Annotated in this window: 3 protein-coding genes; 2 read left to right on the top strand and 1 reads right to left on the bottom strand. The window is 29.7% G+C overall.

Annotated elements, in window-relative coordinates; translation table 11 throughout:
* The coding region (locus ACHZC3_RS06290; RefSeq protein ID WP_394759024.1) for a UvrD-helicase domain-containing protein at positions 1-617 on the bottom strand (617 nt) is incomplete at its 3' end.
* Between the two features lie 265 nt (positions 618-882).
* On the opposite strand from ACHZC3_RS06290, the gene ACHZC3_RS06285 reads away from it, so the two are divergent.
* Positions 883-1,539: a hypothetical protein gene (locus ACHZC3_RS06285; RefSeq protein WP_394759023.1), complete on the top strand. Its 657-nt coding sequence runs from the start codon at positions 883-885 to the stop codon at positions 1,537-1,539.
* Between the two features lie 96 nt (positions 1,540-1,635).
* Positions 1,636-4,002 carry a chromo domain-containing protein gene (locus tag ACHZC3_RS06280; protein ID WP_394759022.1) on the top strand — a complete coding sequence of 789 codons (2,367 nt, stop codon included), beginning with the start codon at positions 1,636-1,638 and terminating at the stop codon, positions 4,000-4,002.
* The last annotated feature ends 2 nt before the right edge of the window (positions 4,003-4,004 follow it).

Here is a 4,004-nt window from a genome sequence, read left to right as displayed (position 1 = left end):
TTAATATATTTTGCCATTTGATTAGTAATTCTGTATGACATTGTCAAAGAACAGTGTTTAAATTCGGAAGAAGATAAAAATGGTTTGTTTTTCCAAATATCTTGAGCCATAGTTAAAAATCGTATATCTGCACCCTTGAAATCGTATATTCCCTGCATGAAATCTCCCAAAATAACAAGTTGTATCTTGCTCTTAAAGAATGATAGAAAATATAGAACAAATTGAAAATATAAAGGGGACATATCTTGACATTCGTCCAAAATCAAAATGTCATAGTGTGGTATTTCATTTTCACGATAACGTGGTGTATTTTTGTTGAATAATATTTTTCTCAATCCCGTGTCAGTATAAGCATCTTGTGAGAAAAATTTGACGGCGAAACTGTGATATGTGTGGACATCAATATTTTGAATTTTCATATTGACAGTTTTTTCCTTGAATTCTTTTCTTAGCATTGAGTTATACGTGATATGAAGTAATTTTTTACTTGGAATTATTTGACTAAGTGTAAGCATAGAAGTTGATTTCCCTGATCCAGGAATTGCATCAATACATACATTAAAACCTTCTTTAATGTAATTAAATATAATCAATTGCTCTTCACTGATGTCTTTCATTATTTAAATATAAACTGTAATCTCTATATTTTTAATTTTATGCATTTTTTATCTTTTCTGAAATTTTTTATTAAATCTAATTGCATACAATAAACGTTGTTGTCTGACCGCCTTTTTTTTTGTAGTGCATTTTGAGTATTTCTTGTTTTTGACAGTAGAAATTACAGAATAACAATAAAATCTTTTAAATCTTTTTTTCCTTCTGGTTATACGGTAAAATTGCATTATATGTACACAGGACAAAAAAATGTTATTGTTATTATATATGAATACAAAAAAAAAAAAAACAAGAGAAATACAATGTCGTAGAAAACAAAAAAAGAAAACCTATGGTGGAACTAAAGAAAAAACAAAAAAAACAAAAAAACAAAAAAACAACAAGATAAAAAATACAGACAAATCTAACAAACAAGAAAAAATAGAGGAAAGTTTTAAACCTCTCAGTGGTGATATGAATGGTGGTGGTATTTTTTGTTACATGCCGTTTGATGTTCTGGATAAACAACAGAAACAGAAATTTAAAGTGGAATTTTCATCTGATATTAATGATCAATTAAAAAAGTTGAAAACAATATTTCCAGTAGGGTTTTCAATGATAGCATGTGTTACTAATCCAAAGGAAGGTAAAATAAAGAATGGTCTATATATTGATTACTACAATGAAATCATCCAATTCATATTTTTGCTGATACAGAAAAATGGAGGTACTTCCCCTGTCTTTTCGAACAAAAGAGACAATGGATGGATTTATTGCACGATTGACAATATTCACGATGCATTTAGAATAGCACAAATTCAATATGGGGGAATTTTTACACCCTTCTTTTTAGAAGGTACAAGTATAGATGACCACGAGACGATTATAATTGAAAATGATAACAAGAAACCACAATTTATAGGTAAGTTGGTCTATCACACATAGACGCTATGCTTCGCGCAATGGTGTTATATCGGCAAAAACAGATAAGATTGCAACTTTATTCATAATGTAATATTTCATGTATATATACCAAATATTATGCGTACGAAAAAAAATAGAAAAAAAATAAAAAATTACAGTAGAAAAAACATTTTCTGTGGGGGAGCAATAACTGCACTACGCGGTCGTATTGTATCTGAGCGAGATAAACGTGTGTATATGTATAACGATAAAAGACAACATTTATTTGATCAACTGAAGCAAAAGGCAAAGATTATTCAATTAAGACAAAAAAAAGAAGATAAAGCAAATGCGAAAATCGCAAAACAAGCGTCCGAACAGATCATTAATGAACGTAGGGAACAATTAAATAGACAAAACGAAGATGCGAGATTACGTAGAATCGAGTTAGTGAATATTGAATTACGTAATCGCAAAACAGCAAAAGAAAATAAATTAGGTAAAGGATTAAGAAGATCAACTCGTCTTAAGGTTTCGTCACCAGAAGTTGATGAAGACGAAATTGATAATGAGGATGTTGTAGACCAAGCAAGGAATAATGATAGTGTCAGAGGAAGTAATGAGAGTAATAACCGAGGAAGTAATGAGAGTATTAACCGAGGAAGTAATGAGAGTATTAACCGAGGAAGTAATGAGAGTATTGACCGAGGAAGTAATGAGAGTATTAACCGAGGAAGTAATGAGAGTAATAACCGAAGAAGTAATGGGAGTAATAACCGAAGAAGTAATGATGTAAATGATGGCAATGATGTAAATGATGGCAATGATGATAATGATGATAATGATGATGATGAAGATTTCAATGAAGAAAAAAAAAATAGAGTCAGAAAAAATCACAAAAGGGGTGTGAGAAAATCCAAACGCTCAATTGTTTTAAAAAGCACAAGAATAAATAAATTTGCGAGGAATACTAAAAAACGAAAGGATAAAATAAAAAATGTTGATAGAGAACTTAAGAATAATAAGAAAAGGAATCTACTTGCTTTTTTAAGTGATAAAAGAGTAAAATTGAACGATTTAATAAAAAAGGAAAAAATAGGTGTCATGGAACTTACCGAGAACTTTCTTGATCTTGTTGATATAAAAGGTTCGAATTTAAATTCTACTTTATCGCAATTATTTAGTGGTGATAACAGTATGGAGAAAAAAATAAAAAGTGAAATGAGCAAGGAAATACAACCTAAAGATAAAGATAAAAAACTAAAGGAGCAAAAAATAGTAGAAATCGCATCAAAAATATTTAAATGTGATATAATATTTTTTTATGGAGAAGGTAAACGTGATAATACAAATTACAATATTACTTCATATATCGCAGAGAAAAATATTAATTTAGTTTATTTAAGATATAATGAACGTAAGTATTATGGTATGATACCAAAAATTGAACGCAATATAGATTTGTTTAAAGATATGTCTGGTAATGATGTAGTTTTGAGATATGGTGAATATGTCGTAGAAAAAATAATACAACATCGTTTTCTTCGGAAAAGAAAAATCTTGGAAAACTTGGAGTTTCTGGTTAAGTGGGAAAACTATGATTCAAGATATAATACGTGGCAATCTTGGGAATCGGTGAATAAGTCGAATGCGTATGATTTGTATATTTCGAAATGGGATAAATTACCACCATTATTGGACGAAAATATCAGAATCGAAGCAAATAAAAAATTAGAAGAATATAAGAATTCTGATGAAAATGATGTAGATAATGATAATCCAATAGATGGAAGATTTGGAGTCGGTGCTAAGTTCACTGGTCGTGCATTTAATGTTGCTCGTGATTATTTGGATTTCAAAGATAAAGGAGGTTGTTATTGTTTTATGCCTTTTGAAACATTAGATAATAAGAATAATGCAGTTTTTAAAATTGGTATGGCTATTGATCTTGTAAATCGAATAAAGCAGTATCATACATATTTCCCAGAGGGTTTTTATCAAATTGCCTTTTTAGTTGAACCAAAAATACCCGATGATTACTGGAGTAGTGTTGATATTAGAGAATGGAAAAAAAGGGTTCAAGAAAAGGCAAATCAAAATAAAACGTTGATTGATATATCTGAAGGTTCGTTGAGACGAGCAAAAAAATCTGCGTATTTTAAAGACATTGAAACGTATCTTTTTAATTTTGTAGCAACAAATAATGGGACACGTATTCATTCAACGACAAAAGTCCGTGATAAAGATCTCCAAACTGAAAGTGGAGTGACTGAATGGGTGTACTGTAATGAAGATTTAATTCATGATGCGTTTCGTGCAGCGAATAAGAAGTTTATAGGAGGATATTTACATATATATTACTTACAAGGTATAGATACTGATACAGGTTTAACTATTGATTCAATTAATGAAGAACACGCAAGAAAAATTAAGAATTTCCCGACATATTCAGGAAAAATAACAACACGAGTTCAAAGAACAATTCGTAAAAATACTGCGTTATAATG

The sequence above is a fragment of the Flavobacterium sp. genome (assembly GCF_043720215.1).
Classification (GTDB): Bacteria; Bacteroidota; Bacteroidia; order Flavobacteriales; family Flavobacteriaceae; genus Flavobacterium.
The sequence above is the reverse complement of the archived record's forward strand: the minus strand, read 5'-3'. Positions and strand labels throughout refer to the sequence as shown.